The sequence below is a fragment of the Peptococcaceae bacterium genome, from assembly GCA_024655825.1.
Classification (GTDB): Bacteria; Bacillota; Peptococcia; order DRI-13; family PHAD01; genus JANLFJ01.
In genome coordinates, this window is sequence record JANLFJ010000002.1 from 116,278 (window position 1) to 134,666 (window position 18,389).

Annotated in this window: 17 protein-coding genes; 4 read left to right on the plus strand and 13 right to left on the minus strand. The window is 50.0% G+C overall.

Annotated elements, in window-relative coordinates:
• The first annotated feature begins 9 nt into the window (after positions 1-9).
• From NUV48_01470 to NUV48_01485, 4 genes are read left to right on the plus strand one after another with little or no spacing between them, the layout of a single operon-like run.
• Complete coding sequence (locus NUV48_01470; protein ID MCR4440806.1) at positions 10-975, plus strand: branched-chain amino acid ABC transporter permease; 966 nt, start codon at positions 10-12, stop codon at positions 973-975.
• Complete coding sequence (locus NUV48_01475) at positions 953-1,726, plus strand: ABC transporter ATP-binding protein (protein ID MCR4440807.1); 774 nt, start codon at positions 953-955, stop codon at positions 1,724-1,726. Before NUV48_01470 ends, NUV48_01475 begins: the two co-directional genes overlap by 23 nt.
• Positions 1,719-2,423 carry an ABC transporter ATP-binding protein gene (locus NUV48_01480; protein MCR4440808.1) on the plus strand — a complete coding sequence of 235 codons (705 nt, stop codon included), beginning with the start codon at positions 1,719-1,721 and terminating at the stop codon, positions 2,421-2,423. The genes NUV48_01475 and NUV48_01480 overlap by 8 nt, the downstream gene beginning before the upstream one ends.
• Positions 2,424-2,454: 31 nt before the next feature.
• Positions 2,455-3,108: a CBS domain-containing protein gene (locus NUV48_01485; protein ID MCR4440809.1), complete on the plus strand. Its 654-nt coding sequence runs from the start codon at positions 2,455-2,457 to the stop codon at positions 3,106-3,108.
• A 46-nt stretch (positions 3,109-3,154) separates the two neighbouring features.
• Here the strand turns inward: NUV48_01485 and NUV48_01490 are convergent, their stop codons facing one another.
• The 13 genes from NUV48_01490 to NUV48_01550 form a co-directional block, all read right to left on the minus strand.
• Positions 3,155-3,919, minus strand: a complete 765-nt coding sequence (locus tag NUV48_01490; GenBank protein ID MCR4440810.1) for an endo alpha-1,4 polygalactosaminidase — start codon at positions 3,917-3,919, stop codon at positions 3,155-3,157.
• A gap of 9 nt (positions 3,920-3,928) precedes the next feature.
• Entirely contained in the window at positions 3,929-5,842 is a 1,914-nt protein-coding gene (locus NUV48_01495; protein ID MCR4440811.1) for an HD domain-containing protein, read from the minus strand.
• Positions 5,829-6,200: a DUF2304 domain-containing protein gene (locus NUV48_01500; protein MCR4440812.1), complete on the minus strand. Its 372-nt coding sequence runs from the start codon at positions 6,198-6,200 to the stop codon at positions 5,829-5,831. The genes NUV48_01495 and NUV48_01500 overlap by 14 nt, the downstream gene beginning before the upstream one ends.
• Positions 6,201-6,204: 4 nt before the next feature.
• The gene (locus NUV48_01505) at positions 6,205-6,918 is read right to left on the minus strand and encodes a glycosyltransferase family 2 protein (protein MCR4440813.1); all 714 of its coding nucleotides are present in this window, start codon (positions 6,916-6,918) and stop codon (positions 6,205-6,207) included.
• 86 nt (positions 6,919-7,004) lie between these two features.
• The gene (locus NUV48_01510; GenBank protein MCR4440814.1) at positions 7,005-8,582 is read right to left on the minus strand and encodes an MATE family efflux transporter; all 1,578 of its coding nucleotides are present in this window, start codon (positions 8,580-8,582) and stop codon (positions 7,005-7,007) included.
• Positions 8,583-8,606: 24 nt separating this feature from the next.
• Positions 8,607-8,969 (minus strand): DUF2304 domain-containing protein, encoded by a 363-nt coding sequence (locus NUV48_01515; protein ID MCR4440815.1) that lies wholly within the window; start codon positions 8,967-8,969, stop codon positions 8,607-8,609.
• Complete coding sequence (locus tag NUV48_01520; GenBank protein ID MCR4440816.1) at positions 8,938-9,690, minus strand: glycosyltransferase family 2 protein; 753 nt, start codon at positions 9,688-9,690, stop codon at positions 8,938-8,940. Before NUV48_01520 ends, NUV48_01515 begins: the two co-directional genes overlap by 32 nt.
• Before the next feature lie 39 nt (positions 9,691-9,729).
• Positions 9,730-11,100 carry a radical SAM protein gene (locus NUV48_01525; GenBank protein MCR4440817.1) on the minus strand — a complete coding sequence of 457 codons (1,371 nt, stop codon included), beginning with the start codon at positions 11,098-11,100 and terminating at the stop codon, positions 9,730-9,732.
• Between the two features lie 20 nt (positions 11,101-11,120).
• Positions 11,121-11,966: a DUF3473 domain-containing protein gene (locus tag NUV48_01530; GenBank protein MCR4440818.1), complete on the minus strand. Its 846-nt coding sequence runs from the start codon at positions 11,964-11,966 to the stop codon at positions 11,121-11,123.
• Positions 11,944-13,137: an ATP-grasp domain-containing protein gene (locus NUV48_01535; protein MCR4440819.1), complete on the minus strand. Its 1,194-nt coding sequence runs from the start codon at positions 13,135-13,137 to the stop codon at positions 11,944-11,946. Before NUV48_01535 ends, NUV48_01530 begins: the two co-directional genes overlap by 23 nt.
• Before the next feature lie 14 nt (positions 13,138-13,151).
• Positions 13,152-14,339, minus strand: a complete 1,188-nt coding sequence (locus NUV48_01540; protein MCR4440820.1) for an ATP-grasp domain-containing protein — start codon at positions 14,337-14,339, stop codon at positions 13,152-13,154.
• A 6-nt stretch (positions 14,340-14,345) separates the two neighbouring features.
• Positions 14,346-16,409, minus strand: a complete 2,064-nt coding sequence (locus NUV48_01545) for a hypothetical protein (GenBank protein MCR4440821.1) — start codon at positions 16,407-16,409, stop codon at positions 14,346-14,348.
• 16 nt (positions 16,410-16,425) lie between these two features.
• On the minus strand, positions 16,426-18,384 hold the full coding sequence (locus NUV48_01550; GenBank protein ID MCR4440822.1) for a hypothetical protein: 1,959 nt from the start codon (positions 18,382-18,384) through the stop codon (positions 16,426-16,428).
• Positions 18,385-18,389: the final 5 nt, after the last annotated feature.

Genomic DNA, 18,389 nt, shown 5'->3' on the forward strand with positions numbered 1-18,389 from the left:
GTGGACCTCATGCGGGAAATCTTCAACAAAAAGATGCTGGCAACCGTTTTCGCCATATGCCTGCTTTATGGTTCCATCCAGTTTTCCATTGCCGCAGGAAAACTGAACCCGTTTTACGAACTCAACGCCGTTCTGATCTGCATAAACATAATACTCGCTGTCAGCTTGAACCTGATCAACGGGTTCACCGGCCAGTTCTCCATTGGTCATGCCGGGTTCATGGCCATTGGCGCATATGCTTCGGCTATCTTAACAGTCAAGTTTCACCAGCCTTTCTTTCTAGCCATTCTGGCAGGAGCAGCCGCAGCCGCATTCATCGGCTTCCTGATCGGCCTCCCCACATTACGGTTAAAGGGAGATTACCTGGCCATAGCCACCCTGGGGTTTGGAGAAATAATCAAGGTGCTGTTCATCAACTTTGAATATGTCGGAGGAGCCAGCGGTTTCCACGGCATACCTCACATTACAACCTGGACGTGGTCATTTTTCCTGGCCGTCTTCACTGTCTTGTTTATTAAAAACTTTATCAACTCCACGCACGGCCGGGCCTGTATCGCCATCCGGGAAGATGAAATTGCGGCTGAAACCATGGGCATAAACACGACAAAATACAAGGTCATGGCTTTTACTATCGGGGCATTCTTTGCCGGGGTTGCCGGAGCGCTTTTTGCCCATTACTTCTATATTCTACAGCCCAACAACTTTGGCTTTTTGAGGTCCGTAGACTATCTGGTCATGGTTGTGCTTGGCGGTCTCGGCAGCATTACCGGTTCCATCCTTGCTGCCGTGGGTCTAACAATCATCAACGCTGCCCTGCAGAGCGTGGCTGAACTGCGGATGGTAATTTACTCCATTCTCCTGATAATCATCATGCTGTTCCGTCCCCAGGGTCTAATGGGCAACAGGGAAATCAGCATGCAACTATTTGCGCGCCTGGGAAGGAGGGAAAAGTATGGCACTCCTGGCAATAACTAATTTGAGCAAGTCTTTTGGCGGCTTAAGCGCAGTCAGCAATTTCAACCTGGAACTCCAGCCCGGCGAACTGGTGGGGCTTATTGGCCCCAACGGGGCGGGAAAAACGACCGTCTTTAACCTGCTTACCGGGGTATACGAACCAACCGAAGGAGATATCGAATTCAACAACGAAAGCATCATCGGATTAAAGCCTTACGAAATAACGCAGCGCGGCATTGCGCGCACCTTCCAGAACATCAGGCTCTTCGGAAACCTGAGCGTGCTCGACAACGTACGCATTGCCTACCATTCACACGTCAAATACAGCCCGGCCTCGGCGGTGCTGCGCCTGGCCTCCTATCACCGGGAAGAGGAAATGCTGACCAGGAAGGCTGTCGACTTTTTGAAGATTTTTAACCTGGACGGCAAAAAGGACGAAACAGCCAAAAACCTCCCTTACGGCCAGCAAAGACGCCTGGAAATAGCCCGGGCCCTGGCCGCCCAGCCCAAACTGCTCCTGCTGGACGAGCCTGCAGCCGGGATGAACCCTCACGAAACACAGGAACTGATGAACCTGATCAAGTGGATTCGCCAGGAATTCGACCTGACGATCCTGCTCATCGAACATGACATGTCCCTGGTCATGGGAGCATGCGAGAGGATCTACGTTCTTGACTACGGCCTGATCATCGCCCACGGCAGCCCGCAGGAAATCAAATCCAATCCCAGGGTTATCGAAGCCTACCTGGGCGAGGAGGTGGCTTATGCTTAAGCTGGACGACATCAACGTTTATTACGGCGCGATCCACGCCGTCAAGGGAATCTCCCTGGAAGTAAAAGAGGGGCAAATCGTGACCCTTATCGGGGCAAACGGCGCCGGCAAGAGCACCATTTTGAAAACAATTTCCGGTCTCCTGCGTCCCAAAACCGGAGAAATATATTTCGAAAATATGAAGCTTAACGCCATGCAGGCCCAGGACATCGTCAAAGCCGGTGTGTGCCAAGTGCCGGAAGGGCGGCGGGTTTTCGCCAACATGTCCGTCCTGGAGAACCTCGAACTCGGCGCCTTCCTGGAAAAAGACAAAAAGAAAGTTAAGAAAAACCTGGAACACGTTTTTGAAAAATTTCCCCGGCTGAAAGAGCGGCTTCACCAGCTGGCAGGGACTTTGAGCGGCGGGGAGCAGCAGATGCTGGCTATTGGTCGCTCCATGATGTCAAAGCCCAAACTGATGCTGCTGGACGAGCCGTCCATGGGACTGGCCCCGCTTCTGGTCAAGGAAATATTTTCGATCATAAAAGAAATCAACGAGGGCGGCACCACCATCCTGCTGGTCGAGCAAAACGCCCACATGGCCCTCTCGATTGCAAACTATGCCTATGTCCTGGAAACAGGAAAGATTGTTCTTGAAGGAACGGCCAGGGAACTGGCTGAATCCGAAGAGGTAAAGAAGGCTTATCTCGGCGGGTAACCCCATTACTCAAACAGGTGGTGAACCATGTATGCTGGTAAAAGAAAAAATGACGCCCAACCCGATCACGATCACCAGGCAGGCGACGATAGCCCAGGCCCTGGAAATAATGCGTCAAAACAAGATAAGACGGCTTCCTGTCATGGACAAAGATAGCCTTGTCGGCATAGTAACCGACCGCGACCTGAGCGAAGTCAGCCCTTCCCGCGCCACGTCCCTGAGCATCTTCGAATTGAACTACCTTCTTTCCAAAACCAAAATCGGTGACATCCTTTCCCCCAAACAAAAACTCATAACGATTAGCCCCGACGCCTTTCTGGAAGAAGCGGCTCTCCTCATGCGAAACCATAAAATAGGCGGTATCCCGGTAGTGGAAAACGGCAAACTGGTAGGCATCATCACTGAAACCAACATATTCGACGCCTTTATCGAGATAATGGGATTGCGGCAGGAAGGCTTCCGCCTCACCGTCAAACTGGTTGAGGATAAACCCGGCGTCCTGGCCGAGGTCGTCAGCGCCATCGCTTCCTGCGGCGGCAACATCACCCACATCAGCACGTATCCGGCCGGCGGGCATGCCCTGATCGTCTTCCGGATCAACCGGGGCTCGGCGCAAGATATACAGGAGGCCTTGGGCAAGCTAGGGTACGAGGTATACGTCCACCAGCAAAACAATGTCCAATAAGGCAAAACGGAACTCCTCCCTGGTGGGAGGAGTTCCGCTGTTTTATTCATATATCCAGGTAATCCTCCGGCGCCCGGTAAAAAAGAAACCCGTTTTCCGCCGCCGCCTTTTTGGCCAGGCGAAGGCGTTCGCCAGGCTGTTTTCCTTCCATCAAGAGCAGCACTTTGAGTCCCGCCTTCTCTTGCAGCGCTTTCAAGCGGTTCATCACCGCCTCAAGCCACGCTTTGCTTTTCGTCTCCGCAAACGGCGGGTTTTCCCAGCAAATCCCGTCAACCAGCCGTGCCGTGTAAAGGCACAACCTCTCCAGCCCGTTGTTCTGGACGAAGACATGACCCTCGTATTCTTCCCTGAATTCTTTGAGCAGGTTGACAGCCGCCATTATTAAACCGTCCCTGCACTCCGGCGAAAGAGCCGGGTGCTCCACATTCCCGATGGTATCAAGGAAAAGCCCGTCATATCCCGAAGACAGCAGGCTGCTCGCCTTGCGGCGAAGCAGCCTGTTCCATCTTTCCGACCGCAAATCAGCCATCCTGTTGCCGTATATCCCGTTGATCAGCGGTACGCCTCCGCCGGCCGACAAAAAATCCTCCTTTTGCAGCGCCTCAAATTCACCGGCGCCTGGAGAAATTTCTATTGCACTTAAATAAGCCAGGACAAGGGTTCCCGCTTCCCGCATCGTTTTAAGAGACGCCTGAGCCTGGCCCGAAGGTTCAACAACGGCCAGGTCGAAACGGGCCAGTTCCTCTGCCCTGCCCCGGCCGTAATACAACGCGAAATTCCTTATCCCCGCAAAAGCTTTTCTCCTTTCCAAACCCCAGGCTCACCCCAACAGCTTGTCAAATTTCGGACCCATCCTGTACAGGTATTCCGTGTAAACAAAACAGGTCGCGCAGGCGTTCCCGTGAGCCTCGCACATAACGCCTTCCACCTCCCAGCAATTGCGGTCAGTCCTGCCGAAAGCCGGGCATTTTGCGCAAATGCCCGGAGGCGCGCACCTCATCTCCCAGCAAGCCCCCAGGGACCGTCCCCTGGACGCCGGCTGCGCCTGCTTCTTTTTGAACCAGCCAACAAGCGCGTTGACGGCATCCGGGTCAAGCTGTGTCCCCGCAGCCGTCTTCAATAGTTCCATGGCTTTTTCGAAGGGCAGCGGGTCCCTGTACTGCCGGCCGCTTATTTTGGCCAAAAAAGTTTGAACCACGGCCACGATCCTGGCACCCAGGGGAATGTCCTCCCCTTTTAAGCCGGCCGGGTAACCGTTGCCGTCCATTCTTTCATGGTGATACCTGATATAATCGGCCACTCTCTTATTGCCCAGTGTCGCCTCCACAATCGCCGCGCCCACTTCGCTGTGCAGCTTCATGGTCTCGTACTCCGAATCCGAGTACTGCCCAGGCTTCAACAGCAGGTCGTTGGGGAAACCCAGGACACCGATGTTGCTTAAGGCTGCCGCCAGGACAACATCCTGAATTTCCTCCTTGTCCAGGTTCATTTCCCTGGCAATAATTCCCGCGTAACGGGCCATCAGCTCGGAATAGCCCGTTGTATGCGGGTTCAGGTTGTCTATCGCCTCGGCCATCATTTTCAACATATCCAGGTAAGACCTGGATAGTTCGTCAAACTTTTGTTTGCTGTCCAGTATGTCGGAGACCCTTTTGATCATAAGTTGAAGGCCGGTAAACCGACGAAGCTCAACCTGCGGCGCCTCGTTGTACCAGAAAACCGCGATCCCCCTTTTCTTTTGGGCTGGCACGTTGACCAGAATGACCACCTCGATGCCGCCGGCGCTTAAAAACGAGGGCAGCTCGTAAAAATCTCGGTCCTCCCTTGTCAGGGCGCGCAGGTCCTCCTTGGCCAGGACCCTGTCGATTGCCCCGTGCCCGGCGGTATTGACTCGAAAAACCTCGCCGGCCTGGTCTCCCGTCCTGCTGAGATAAACAACGTCGTACCCGTCGGGTTTTGAAACCAGCAAGGCCCCTCCGCTTGCCGCGATCATGTTTATAGCCAGCTCCATCATCATGCCGATTGTGCCCGCATAATCCATGGTTGCCTGGGCAACGTTATGCATGGCCAGGGTGGAGGCTGTTTGAATATCAACCCTGTTTTTAAGGCCTTCCATATCGATCAGGACATCGATGACGGGCTGCAGCGACCTGCTGATATAATTGAGCATCTCTTTGTTTTTCCGGGCCACGCCTTTCACCGGGCCGATGCGCACAAGCGCCCTCCCGCCCTGCACGGGAACCACGAGCAAGGGGATCGCGCCTTCCTTAACCTGGGTAATAGTGGAAGGCTGGGAATTGACCGGCAGGGAAAGCGGCGGCAGGTACTCTTCCTTTTTATACGGCAAAAGCCCGCTGTAAGCGGGGCCTGCCTTCCCTTCCCCGTCTTCGGCGTGCCTGACGGCTTTTAGGACAAAACTGTCTTTTTGGGGATCGCGGATATAAAAATAGTACCCTCCGGCCCTTACCAGCGGCTCAAAGATTTCCAGCAGTTCGGAGGCGTTCTCTTCCACCCCCTTGGACAGTTTGAAACTCGCCACTATCCTGTCCAAAACCTCGCGCTGCCTGCGGGCTTTTTGGGCCCTTCCCCTCTGGTATAAACAGAGAAACAGCAAAACAAGCGCGGTTATGGACAAGCCCTGCACATAATAGCCCTCGTCAACACGGCCAAGCAGGCCTTTGAAATACTGCAGCTGGTTTATTACAGCGCTGGCAGCCGCCTCACCTGCCGTCATATTCTTCCACCTCATCTCCTTGAACAAAGCGGTCCATTTGTTCGATGGCCAACCGCTGAGTTAGCTCCTTGACCCTTTCCTGCAGCACGGAAATTTGGATGGACTGGTGCAGCGTAATAAACAGGATGACAAGTATCGACAGCAGGAACAACAAGGTGGGAGGGTACTTGACGCCGGCCAGGTCGGCCATTATTTCCAGCGTATCCGGCATCGTGGAAAAAACCAGTATGGCCAGCGCCCCGCAAAGCCAGAACAGGGAATTGCGCTCGTTTATTTTCCTTTTAACCAGCAGGTAGAAAACCGCGCACACTGCGCTCAAGCCTGTAAATAGAATGACGATTCTTAACGTGCTGCCCATAACCCTATCCCCCCCGCTTCAATTTCGGTCGCAGCAAAACCACCAGGATACTGACCAGCATCTTTATAAAATAGAAGAGCGGCCGCAGTCCCGCGTGCATGCTCCTCCCGTATTCCCTTCCCCGTATGTTGGCCGGAAATTCGACCACTTTGAACCCCGATAGAATCATCTGGATCAGGACATCGGCATCCGGGTAGTCCGGCGGGAAGTGGCCTATCTCGCTGTAATGGCGAAACGTCCTCCGGCTGAGTCCCTGGAGGCCGGAAGAGGGATCGGTTACCTTCACCCCGGTGGAAGCTTTGATTACCAGCCTGAAAACGTTGATGGCCATCCTTTTCAGGAAGCCGGTCTTAAAAGCGCCGCGGCCCAAAAAGCGCGAGCCGATAACGATGTCGTACCCTTTTTCCAGCAAATTCAGGATTGTTTTGATGTCTTCCGGGTCATGCTGCCCGTCGCCGTCGAACTGGACGACATACCTGTACCCTTCCGAAACGGCGTATTTAAACCCGGCCTGCAGCGCTCCCCCGTAACCCAGGTTAAAGGGCAGCGAAATCAACCTGACCTTTTCCGCTCTAACCACGGCTTCCGTATTATCGGTTGAGCCGTCATTTACAACCAGTATGTCGATGTATGGGTTCGTCTTTTTTAAACCAGTTAGAACCTTCTTAATATTACCGCCTTCGTTGTACGCCGGAATTATAACAAGACAGTCCCTCACCAGGGAATCCCCCTTATTAAGTATAATATAGCAGACAGGGCAAAAGTTTTAAAGAAAAACCCGCACCTCAATACCAATTTATGGTGCTAAATGATTTTAAAATAACGCAGCCCGCTCAAGTATCCAATACCGGCCAGCAGGACAACCAAAACCGCATACAAGGCGCGGACCAGAAAGCCGCTTTCCTGGGGCCAAAAATTCCAGGCGTAAGCGCAAATTAAGGCGATGACCAGCACAATTAAATTAGCCCCAAGGACCCTGGCGACCTTTGACATGCCGTTTTTGAAAGACAATCCGAGTCTTTTTTTCAATGCCAAAAGCAAAACAGCCGCATCAAGGGTCGCTCCCACCGCCAGCCCGTATCCCAGGCCTGCCGAACCCAGCCTATTGACCAGGAAAAAGTTTAAGGCGATGCTTGTCGACGCCGCCAGGGACGTGGTCAAAAGCGGCAGCAGCATCCTGCCCATGGCCAGGCATACCCTGTGGCAGATATACTCGGTGGCAAGACCTGCAACTGCCAGGGAATACCCGGCTAATATGCCCGAGGTGATGGCCAGCGAATCGTGTCCAAAAGCGCCCCTTTGCAGGAGAATGGAAACGATAGGGACCCGCAGGACATGGAGGATGATCGAAAGGGGGAGAGAAACAATTATAACCAGCCAGAAAGCGCTGGCAAAAGTTGCCCTGAATTCACTGGTATCTCCCAATCCTTTGGACCTGGACATGGACGGCAGGATAACCATGCCCACCGCGGCGACAAAAACCCAGACGGGAAACTGGGCCAGCCTGTAGGCGTAGTTCAGCCCGGCAATCGCCCCCACTTCCAGGTATGAGGCCAGGTACCGTTCGCTGAACAAAACGCTTTGAGCGGCAAGCAGGATCAGCAGGTAAGGAACAAAAGCGGACAAAACCTGCCGCATCCCCTCCAATATCGCCGCCCGGTTATCGAAAAAAGAACGGAAAACTGCAACAGCCGGAAATTTGATTTTGCCCTTGAAAAACAACCCGCCCCAGGTCAAAACGGACATGGAGAGGACGGCAATGACGATAAAATAAGCAACAACGTACACGCCCCTTGCTGCCGGCATTTTCAAAAACACCATGGCCAGGATGCCGGCTAAATAAACGCCGTTATAGAGGACAGGAGCAAAAGCGGAAACAACAAAACGGCCGTGCGCCTGCAGCAAAGAATTGCCGGCCGCGGCAGCAGGAGCGAAAACAATTATCGGCAAAAAAATAGCGAAAAAGTCAAGGCACAAGTGTTTTGCTTCCGGTGAAAGCCCGCTTCCCAGGACATCAATGATGTTTACCCTGAAGATGTCGAACAGTCCGAACACAAACAGCGAGATGAGCAACAGGAAAGCAGTCGTGTAAGCTGCGCACAGGCCCATCAAGCCCTTATTCCTGGCATGTATTTGGGAGTACAAGGGCACGCAGGAGGCAACAATCGAGGCGGATAAAAGATTCATCCCCACCATGTCGGGAAGAAAAAAGGCCAGCAGGAAAACGTCGGCATACAAAGTCGTGCCCAGGTATGAAGCCAGAGCAATGTCCCGCGTAACAGCAACCATACTCAAAAGTATATTGATCATTATGATCGGGGCGACATCGCTTTTTGCATATTCTTTTATTATTTCGGCGGTTTTGTTAATACAGCTTTTCAAGACGATACCTCAAATTGCATAATACTAAGAATTGCGGGAAAGACCCTGGGCTAATCTTTCCAGTTCAATTTTCAATAAAGCTGTTTCCTGGGTCAGGTTTCTTATTCTTCTCGAACTCCTGGACAGGGCAACAGTCAAACTGAACACAATCGCTATCAAAAAAAGATTGCCTGCAAGAAAGAGCATGTTGAGACGGTCAGCTATGCCGAACAAATCCGCCAGGCCGCTCAGTACCAGCGGGTTTACAGCGAGAAAAACGAGACAAACGCCTGAAAACAGCCAGAGCAAGGAATATTTCAGTTCAAGCAGTTCTTTTTTTATTAAATGAACCACGGAAAACGTAAAAAAAAGAGAACTAACCGCCATAATTATTTGTATTCTTTTCATAAACCCCTAACCTCCGGTTTATCTTTTTGGGTGCCTTCATCAAACTGAAAAAAACAGCCAGGCTCACCTTGATCATATAATAAACAGCTTTGCCGCGGCTGATCGAAGAAACCCCGGCAGTCCGTTCGGCCATTGTAACCGGGACTTCGCTGATCCGCAGACCATTTCTGAGGGAATCGATGATCGATTCAACGGATGCGTAGTCGGCAGGGTAATTAAATGCAAAATGCTCTATGGCCGCCCTGCCGCACACCCGGAAACCGGAAGTGGGATCGTAAATCTTCACCCCTGTTAATATTTTAATGAGAAATGAAAAGTAATAAATCCCTATTCTTCTGACCAGGGTGGATTTAAACCCTCCCTGGTTAATAAACCTGGACCCGATTACGATATCGCTTTTCTTATCCTGCAGTGCCTTTATCATTGCCGGTATTTCACTTGAACTGTGCTGGCCGTCCCCATCTATTTGCACGACAATGTCGTAACCATGTTTCAAAGCAAACTTATACCCTGTTTGCAGGGCACCCCCGATCCCAAGGTTGTTTGAAAGATCCAACACCATTACCTGTTCTTTTCTGGCCGCTTCTCCCGTTCGATCAACCGACCCGTCATTGACAACAAGTATATCGCCGCCCGGGAGGCTCCGCTTTACCTGAACTATAACTCCCGCAATGTTCTCCTCCTCGTTGTACGCTGGTATTACAACCAAGATTCTACTCATAGAACTTCTCCACCTTTTGTAAAAGCTATCTCCGGCAATTCAGTTTGATAACAGAGAAACGCCCTGCTTGCACAAATCGATTAAATCCTGGGGGCTCCTGACATTAGCCAGCATCCTTAAAATATAGGACGGGCGCAAATAGAAGCTGTATATAGCGTAATTCCTCAATTTCCACAGTTTTTCCCTGGACAGAAGCGATGTCTCGATCACGGGATACCCCCTTGAGGGGTCCAGTTCTTCCTCCTCTCCCGCCAGCCAGCCGTTTTCCAGGCAGCGCTCGCGCAGCGTCGTCCCCGGAAGGGGTATGGCGACATTAAACGACGCGTAATCGCACCTTATTTTCTTGGCCAGTTCTATGGTTTGTTTTAAAGTCTCTTCCGTTTCGCCGGGTAAGCCTAAAACAAAGTGGGCCAGGGTTTTAATCCGCAAACGTGAGCATAATTCAAACATGCTCACTATTTCTTCCACCCTGACATCTTTATTGTTGTGGTCCAGGATTTGCTGGGACGCGCTCTCCACGCCGAACTGGATCGTGTGGCAGCCTGCTCTTTTCATCAATTTCAACATGTCTTCGTCCAAAACATTAACCCTGGACGCGCATACCCACGAAAACCCGTGAAACCGGGAAATCATTTCTTCACATATTCTCCTGGCGACACCCGCCGGAATTCCAAAAGTAAAGTCTTTGAAAAAGATTTCCCTTATGCCGAGGCAATCAAGTTTTTCAAGCTCTGGAACGATATTCTCCCAGGGACGGTACTTAAAATCAAGCCTTTCTGCTATACAGTAGCTGCACTGGTAGGGACACCCGTAATTCGTAAGCATGCTGGTAAAAGGCCTTTGCCTTCCATGCGGTATCCGGTATTTGTTCAGCGGGAACAGTTCATGCAGGGGAACCGGAACGGAAAACTCCTTCAGTTTTTGGGGCGGTTTTAAAACGATTTCGTCCCCACGGCGCAGACAAATATCATACAAATCCTCTTTGCCCTTCAGGTAACCCAGGAGGGAATCGCTTGTAAAATCCATTAACACGGCATCCAGGAAAGGATGCTGTTCCATTATTTCCTTGCATCTCTCCCTCAGAACGCCTCCCGAACCTATCAAAACGGCTCCCGTAATTTCTTTTGCCTTTTGCATAAATATGAAATCCTCAAGCCAGGAAGAAATCCCGGTAATAAAAACAATACAGTCGGGTTTAAATTTTCTTATTTTTTCCAACGCAACCGCATCATTAATCCTTTCAATAAGCGCGTCAAGAACAGCCACTTCATGCTCTGCGGACAGGATCCCGCTTTGCATTAGCAAATCAATGGGAGGCCAGTAATAGCTGGCTTTCGACACGGTGGAACAATGCTGGTCTCTCAAATAAAGCCTTTTCCCCGGCGGGTTTAACAACAATACTTTTCCCAAGTGTTCAACCCTCCTTTTCCTTATAATGGTAGTACCGGATATTTTTTTCCTTTTATTGCTTCGCCCAGGGTGGTGAATTTAAACCTTTTGAACAACGCTTCCAGTTTTCTTACTGTCGTCTCCAAGTTGTGATAGTGAACGAATTTAATAAGCGCAGGCACCTTTAACCTTGGCTGCTTTATGTCTGTCTCCCAGGGATGCGTGTAAACCATTGCCGGCTTTTGTTTATTCACGCTGGCCAGCATCTTGATGATTAACCATCCCGGCAGTAGGCGTAAATACAAGCCGCCAGCAAAAGGAAAACGATAATTCCATATTTGGAAAACCGTGGGAGGATATTCCAAAATATTGAGGGTTTTACCGTCAACAACGGGGTAATAAGGCCCACCGGGAGCTTTGCTTATTCCATATAAAGGATTCCTAAAAGGGTAAATGCTGGAACTGCAGGTAAAACCCTCTTCTTCCAGAATTATCAAGGCCCATAAACACTTCCTGGTGATCGACCATGAGGGTGCCCTGTAAAATTTCACCGGCCTTCCGGTGATATCCTCAAGTAAACTTTTGGAGTGCAGGAGCTCCTTTCTGAACTCTTCCGGTTTTTGTTCATACACCAGCTTGTGCCAGTATCCGTGAGAGCCGATTTCATGCCCGTTTTCAACGATTTTTTTAATAAGTCCCGGGTGTTTTCCGGCCACACAGCCAAGGATGAAAAAAGTCGCCTTAAGGTCGTGTTTCTCCAACAGCCCAAGAAGCAAAAGAGTGCTTTGCTCGATCCTGTCCTGGCAATGCTCGTACTGGTCTACTGAAATATTTAAAGCATTAGCGTGATACCAATCTTCTATATCAACTGTCAGTATATTTTTCAAAGTAATCACCCTTTAAAACAAATCTCCACATTTCGCGGTCGAGCAGGTACCTGAAACACGCTAAAAGAAAGCCTAAGGCTGGTAGCGGGTCGTCCAGGGAGAGGATGTCGTCATAAACATCCCTTTTTTTTCCGGCCAAAAATGGCGGATCCATTTTCAGCCTGTCTTTGTTGGTTATGAAATGAAGAATATCGCCCGGCAGAAGCCAGCGACATTTTATGCCCTGCTTGTATGAATTTACTTCTTCCGCATCCCCCTCCACAGCCAGCTTATACAAAAGCCAGGGGAAATCTACTCCCGCTATAACAGCCAGGTGCAAGGAGCCCCAAAACCTCGGGTTTATTTCCATGAAGTATGCCTTCCCCTGCTTGTCCACCAGGAATTCAAGCTCGGCAATCCCTGTCCAATTCAAATCCTTCAACAACTTTAATCCCTGCTCTACCAGTTCCGGGAAAAAGACGCTTTCCTGCACCACGCTTGTTCCTATATCCACCGGATAATGCCTGATCTGTCTTTGCACAAAAGAAGCCCTCAATTGAGAAGATTTGTTAAACAGAAGACACACGCTGTATTTTGCGGCAGGCGGTATATATTCTTGTATAATCGGATAAGGATGCTCCTTGTGAACCCTAAGATAAACCCCGGCTAACTCCTTTCTTTCCTTTACAAGCTTTATGCCCCTTGAACCCGAACTTTTTCGCGGCTTGATCACTACTGGTAATTCCAGTCTTTTGATTATATCGTCTAATTTCTCCAAATCATTTGGCTGCACAGTCTCCGGGCAAAGCAGCCCTGCGCGCTGTGCGGCTAAAACCGAGAGCCCCTTGTCGGCAGCAATCCTGTAACTATCTACCGGCGGCAAAACAAAATGGCAAATCTTTTCCACTTCTTCCCTTCGTTCCATAACAACTTCCAGAGCTGCGTCATCCACGGGCATACATGCGTCACAGCGATACTTTTGCAGGCTTTCAACAAGCCAATTGAAAAATTCTCCAGGATATTTCTTCGGATCGGGATAAACCAATGAACGGCTGCAATACTTGGAATAAAGAGCGGGAGCAAATCTGGTCTTTTCCGCTGCCAGCACTTCCAGCCCTTTTTTGCCCAATGAGCGGACAACTGCCAGGGTCATCCTGGGTTGACCGTCCGTAACCAATATCCTTGCCTTCATTTCTCGCCTGCTCCCTATTTGTTTTTCCTTTTTAATCCCCTGCCCAAAACCTCTTTCCACATTTGAAGGTCCGGCAAGTACCTTAAACAAGCTAAAACAAAACCCAGTGTCGGCAGCGGGTCGTCCCAGGACAGGATGTCGTCATGCACATTTCTTTTCTTGCCGGCTAAAAACGGGGGGTCCATTTTAAACCTGTCCTTATTCGCTATGAAATGAAGGATATCACCAGGCAACAACCAGCGTCCCATCAGTCCGGTTATATATGTATGCACTTCTTCCACATCCCCTTCCATGGCCAACCTGTACAAAAGCCATGGAAAATCAACTCCTGCCAGTATCGCGGTATTTAATGACGCCCAAAGCCTTGGATTCACTTCAATAAAGTATATTCTCCCCTGCCTGTCCACCATAAATTCAAATTCAATCGGCCCAAACCATTCCAGCTTTTTCATAAACGTCATGGCAAGATCTATCAGTTCGGGATAATAAACGCTTTCCTGTATTGTGCTCGAACCTATATCCACCGGGTAAAGCCTTATTGGCTTGTAAACATAAGAAGCCCTCAGTTCGGAGTCTTTATTAAACAGCAAACACAGCCCATATTTTTGGGTGGGGAATATATATTTCTGGACAATAGGGTAGGGGTATTTCCTGTGAACGTGGAGATAAGTATCGGCAAAAACCTTTTTTTCTTCGGCCAGGCATATTCCCCGTGAACCAGAACTGTTCCTCGGTTTTATGATCACCGGAAAATCCAGCCGGTTCGCAATATCGTCCAGTTCTTCCAAGTTGCCGGGCGCGATAGTGTCCGGGCAAAGAAGCCCCGCACGCTGGGCCGCCAGCACTGACAGCTCCTTATCGGCGGCAATCCTGTAACTTTCCACCGGCGGCAGTACAAAACGGCAAATACTTTCCAATTCATCCTTATGATCCATAATCACTTTTAGCGTCGCGTCGTCCATAGGAATGCACACGTCGCACTGGTAATCCCGCAAAGTTTTTACCAGCCAGCCAAAAAATTGATCCTGTTTATTCTTTGGATCGGGATAAACCAACGCCTTTTTGCAGTATTTGGAGAACAGCGCAGGAGCAAATCTTGTTGTTTCAGCCGCCAGCACCTCCAAACCTTTTTTACCCAGTGAACGCACCGCAGCCAGCGTCTTCCTTGGCTGTCCGTCCGTCAGGAGCACTCTTTTTCCCATCCGTTTTCACCCGTTTCCATTAAGATCAGGTTCATGAAATATATGGTATATTTTTAGATTATCATCCTCATAAAAAACCGTTATGTTATCGTGCGACCTTTGGTAAGCCTCCATTAGCCTGGCCGCTTTGGCTTCAATGATACCTCTTTGTTCAGCATTTATATAATATTGTTTATAAGGATTATCTCCTTCCGGTTCAAGCTCTTTTTCGGCATCTGCCTGCATTACTTTTCTTCCCAAGTATAAAGGTACTTTTTCCACATAAACAAAGACGTGGTGTGTCGGGATAGGCAGTTTAAAGTCGGGGCTCTCCAATTCTTCCGGCGTAAATCTTTGCACAAACCTGAGAAGGTCATAATGCCATCCTATACCAAGCGCTTGTTGATATTGTTCCGCTGGCGCCACAATCGTCCAGTCAAGCGGTTTAAAATCCCTTTTGATGACCAGGTAATTCAATACTGCAGCCTCATATTCAAGGGTACTCGCCTGGAGCTTACCCGGCGGGTAAATATATAACACAAACAGGCAAAGAACAGTAACAGCAGTCTTATAAAATATATTTTTTGCACGTTCAGCCGCGGCAGAAGAAAAAAGCGGGAACAAGCGAATCAAAAGATCTAAGCCGCAGGAATACACGGTCGCCAGCATCATTGACAAAAACATGCTTGTCCTGTACGGGTCAATTAATACGGGCAGGTTTAATTCCAGTCCCCGGTAATGGAGAATCGTGAAAAAAGTGATAAAGGCTATGCTGGCGATTCGCACTGTTTTATATTTGGCTTTTACAAAAATAACATAATAAAGGATTAGGAAAATGATTAATAGCAGCGCGCAATCAATAAAAGGATTTTTAGTCACCATCTTCTGGAGGTAACCCATAAGGTCCAGTTTTAGCGACCCGGCTTTAACGTACGCTTTAACGTAGCTTGCGGAAGAACCATGAAAATCTTTCCCCCCCAGCAAACCAACAGCCAAGGGCAACAAACCGGCGGCAACCGCTGCCAGGCTGTAACCGGCATAGTCGAAAATATTTCTTATTTTAATTCGTAATACTACTAGGGCAACCGCCATCATTATCGCCGACCAAAGGCCCAGGTACACCGTGGAAAAAGGATGTATCAGGACCGTCACCGAAAGGGCCTCGGCAAAAAGCAGCAGGTATCTCCTCTTGCCCGATTTCAAGTATAGCCAGAAGAAATACAAACCAGGCAAAACGAAGACGACAGCGTGTTCCTGGGCGATGAGGGACACCTGCCTGGAAATCGCGGAAGGGAACTCCGGCCTGGTAACAAGCCCGAATACCACGGCGGCAATCAAACTGGCCGCTCTGTTTTCAATCATCCTCACTGCAAAATAATACACGCTTAAAAATATCATCACACCTATGAATGGGCCAATGAACCTGCTTAACCAGTACGGGTCGATAAAAAACGTCTTGTGCAGGGCAGAAAGGCACGCATGGGACCCGAAGGGGTAAACGCCGTCGTGGTATATTTGGTTCAGGCTAAGGTATTTTTGCCAGGCCAAGCTAACGTAAGAGTCCGGAGCTGCAAACGTGGCATGGGACACAGAGTGCCTGAACCTGATAAAGGCTGCCCCGATGAAAACAATGACGGGAAAAAGCCCGTAAAACGGGTCGTGGAAACCCGTTTTAACCTGGCCCCATGCTTCTTTTTTAAGTCTTTTAAGCCACGCGTAGAAGCGGCGACGCGATTCTCCGGCAAACCCCGTGTCTCCTTCCGAAATGTTGAACAGCTGGACAAGCAAGGCCAGGCCGAGGCCTTCAAGCACGGCGAACCATGATTTTCCCTTCCGCCTGATTATCAGGACGTACGCCACCAGGTATGAAAAGAGGAGCGAGAATGTGTCATACAGTTTCAAGAAGGCTAAAATATGCACTATTATAATCGTCAATAAAGTGGAATGGGTGAGGCTGATAAACACCTTGTCCAGGAATTTGTCGGCCTCTTCATCAAAACTGGCGATGCGTGAAGGGATGATTATATAAAGCAGGCAAAACACAAAAATCACTTTTATCATCATCGCGATGGTGTAACCCTGGCTGATCATACCGCCTCGCCCTCCGCTAGCTCCGGATTGAACCCTGTTCCTGGCCCCAGATCTTTTGGAAGGTTTCCTCCCTGGTGACAGGCTGGTGGATACGCGCTATTTTAAGGTTTTCATCCTCGTAAAACAGGCTCAGGTTATCGTGTGTTTTCTCGTATATCGCCAGCCACTCCTTCAACTGCTGGTTTTCCTTTTCCCGCTGGTCATAGATGGACTTTTCTCTGTTTGCCCTGAAAACCCTTTTCTCGTGGTAAATGAAAATATCGGGTGGACATCCTTCCAGCTTTTCAGCACGCGGGTCGTACGTTTTTAGAAAGTCGCCGAGCATCATATGATAACCCCTGCTGTACACCAGGGCGTATCCCTCTTCCTGCGACACAATCATCCACTCGGTGCGGCGCAGCGTTGAACTGATGCGCAGGTATTGCTCCACGCCGCTTTCATACTCCATTTTATAAGGGATAATGGGTTGAGGACGGATAGAAAAGAAAATAAAGCCAAGAAAACAAAAGCATAGAACCAATTCAACCGCCCGGCGCCTTAGCGGCGCAGCCAGCTGGCCGGCGGCAAACCAGCCCGCGCCCATGCACACCGGCGATACCAGCCCCCACAGCTCCCGGGCGCGCGTGGATATGACCAAGCTCCCGCTTACCAGCCCGCCGTAATAATAGAGTAAAAAGGTTGCTGTGCCAAGCAGGATAATGAACCTGGCAAAAAACAGTTCGTTCCCCTTTTTCCATTTTACTAACTGGTAAACGAAAAGCATCGCCACCCCGGCCAGGGCGAAATAATCGGTGAGCATTAATTCGGGCAGTGCTGCCACATAGGCCTTTTCCAATAAAAACTCGGCCGAGGACTCGTAGAAACCCTTCCCCATCAGCAAGCCGATGCCGACAGGCAGCAGGGCTACCGCCATACTTGCCGTCCCTGCCAGGCAGGTTTTCCATATCTTGTTAATATTTTCACGAAAACCGGAAACGGCAGCGAGAAAAAGCAGGAGTCCAATACCCAAGCCTATGAAGGCATAAGCCAAGGAATGCGTCAGACCTGCTATGAAAACCGCCGCTGAACCGGCAAAAAAGTCAGCCCGGTCACCATGCTTTATGTAACGGGAAAGGAAATAAAAGGCCGGCATCACAAATATAAACGCGTATTCCTGCGAGTTGGCGGCTGCCTGTCTCATCCAGCCGATTGTCAAATATGGCCCCAGCACTCCATACATTACGGCCGCCAGGATCCCCGGCGCTTTTCTTCCCGTCCAGCGGCTCACCGCGAAATAGATGCTTAAAGTGATCATTATCCCGTGCAGGGGACCGGAGTAATTGACAATATACAGCGGGTCCAGCGCTGAAAACTTGTGCAAAAAATCCAGGTACAGGTGAAAACCCTGCGGGTATATGCCGTCCCGGAAGAGCATTTTCCCATCCAGGTATTTTATCCAGGCAATCACCACGTAAGAATCCGACATGGCCGGCGCGGCATGCCGCAGCGTGTCATAGAACCGCAGGTGCGCGGAATATACGAATACGGTCAAAAAAAGCAGGGTGTCCAAAAATGCCGGCCGGCTGCCGAAACGTTCAGACAGTAAGACCTTTAATTCGCCGCTCTTCCTTTGCAGCCACCCGCGCAGCACCCTGCGGGGATGGACAAGCCCGTCGGCGAAATCGTAAACCCAGACCATTGCCCTTGGCCAAAGGTCTTCCCAGCTGTTGATGTTGTGTTTTTCCCGGTAATAGCGCAAATAGATAAAGGCAAGCACCGCAAACAAGGTCAGCAGCTCGTAAATCTTGAGCAGGATCAGAAAAAAACCCAGGACGACAAAAAACAGCACGGATATTATGTAATTCCTAAAAAACCGTTCCAGCGGCGTACCCGGTCCTTCGCGTAAAACAACGCGGGGAAACAGCACGAACAGCACATAGAAGGCAATCAGGTAGCGCGAAGCATGAACGAAGTGATTGGCAAACGACGAGTACAATCCCC